Source organism: Corallococcus terminator (assembly GCF_003611635.1).
Lineage (GTDB): Bacteria > Myxococcota > Myxococcia > Myxococcales > Myxococcaceae > Corallococcus > Corallococcus terminator.
The window spans coordinates 1-437 of sequence record NZ_RAVZ01000823.1; the positions used below are offsets into that span (position 1 = coordinate 1).

The window sequence follows — 437 nt, forward strand, 5'->3', positions numbered from 1 at the left end:
GAAGCCAACTTTAGTTGTTGGTGCTGGTCAAGCAGGTTCAATGCTGATTAGACAAATGTTGAAAAGTGACGAAATGAAACTTGAACCGGTATTAGCAGTCGATGATGACGAACATAAACGCAATATCACAATTACTGAGGGTGTAAAAGTCCAAGGTAAAATTGCGGATATTCCAGAACTAGTGAGGAAATATAAGATTAAAAAAATCATCATTGCAATTCCAACTATTGGTCAAGAGCGTTTGAAAGAAATTAATAATATTTGCCATATGGATGGCGTTGAGTTATTGAAAATGCCAAATATAGAAGACGTCATGTCTGGTGAGTTAGAAGTGAACCAACTTAAAAAAGTTGAAGTAGAAGATTTACTAGGCAGAGATCCTGTTGAATTAGATATGGATATGATATCAAATGAATTGACGAATAAAACTATTTTAG

Annotated in this window: 1 protein-coding gene; it reads left to right on the top strand. The window is 34.3% G+C overall.

Annotated features, from left to right (window positions below; all coding sequences use genetic code 11):
- Positions 1–437 (top strand): nucleoside-diphosphate sugar epimerase/dehydratase (locus tag D7V88_RS42310; protein WP_372241181.1); only part of this gene is annotated, 437 nt, incomplete at both ends.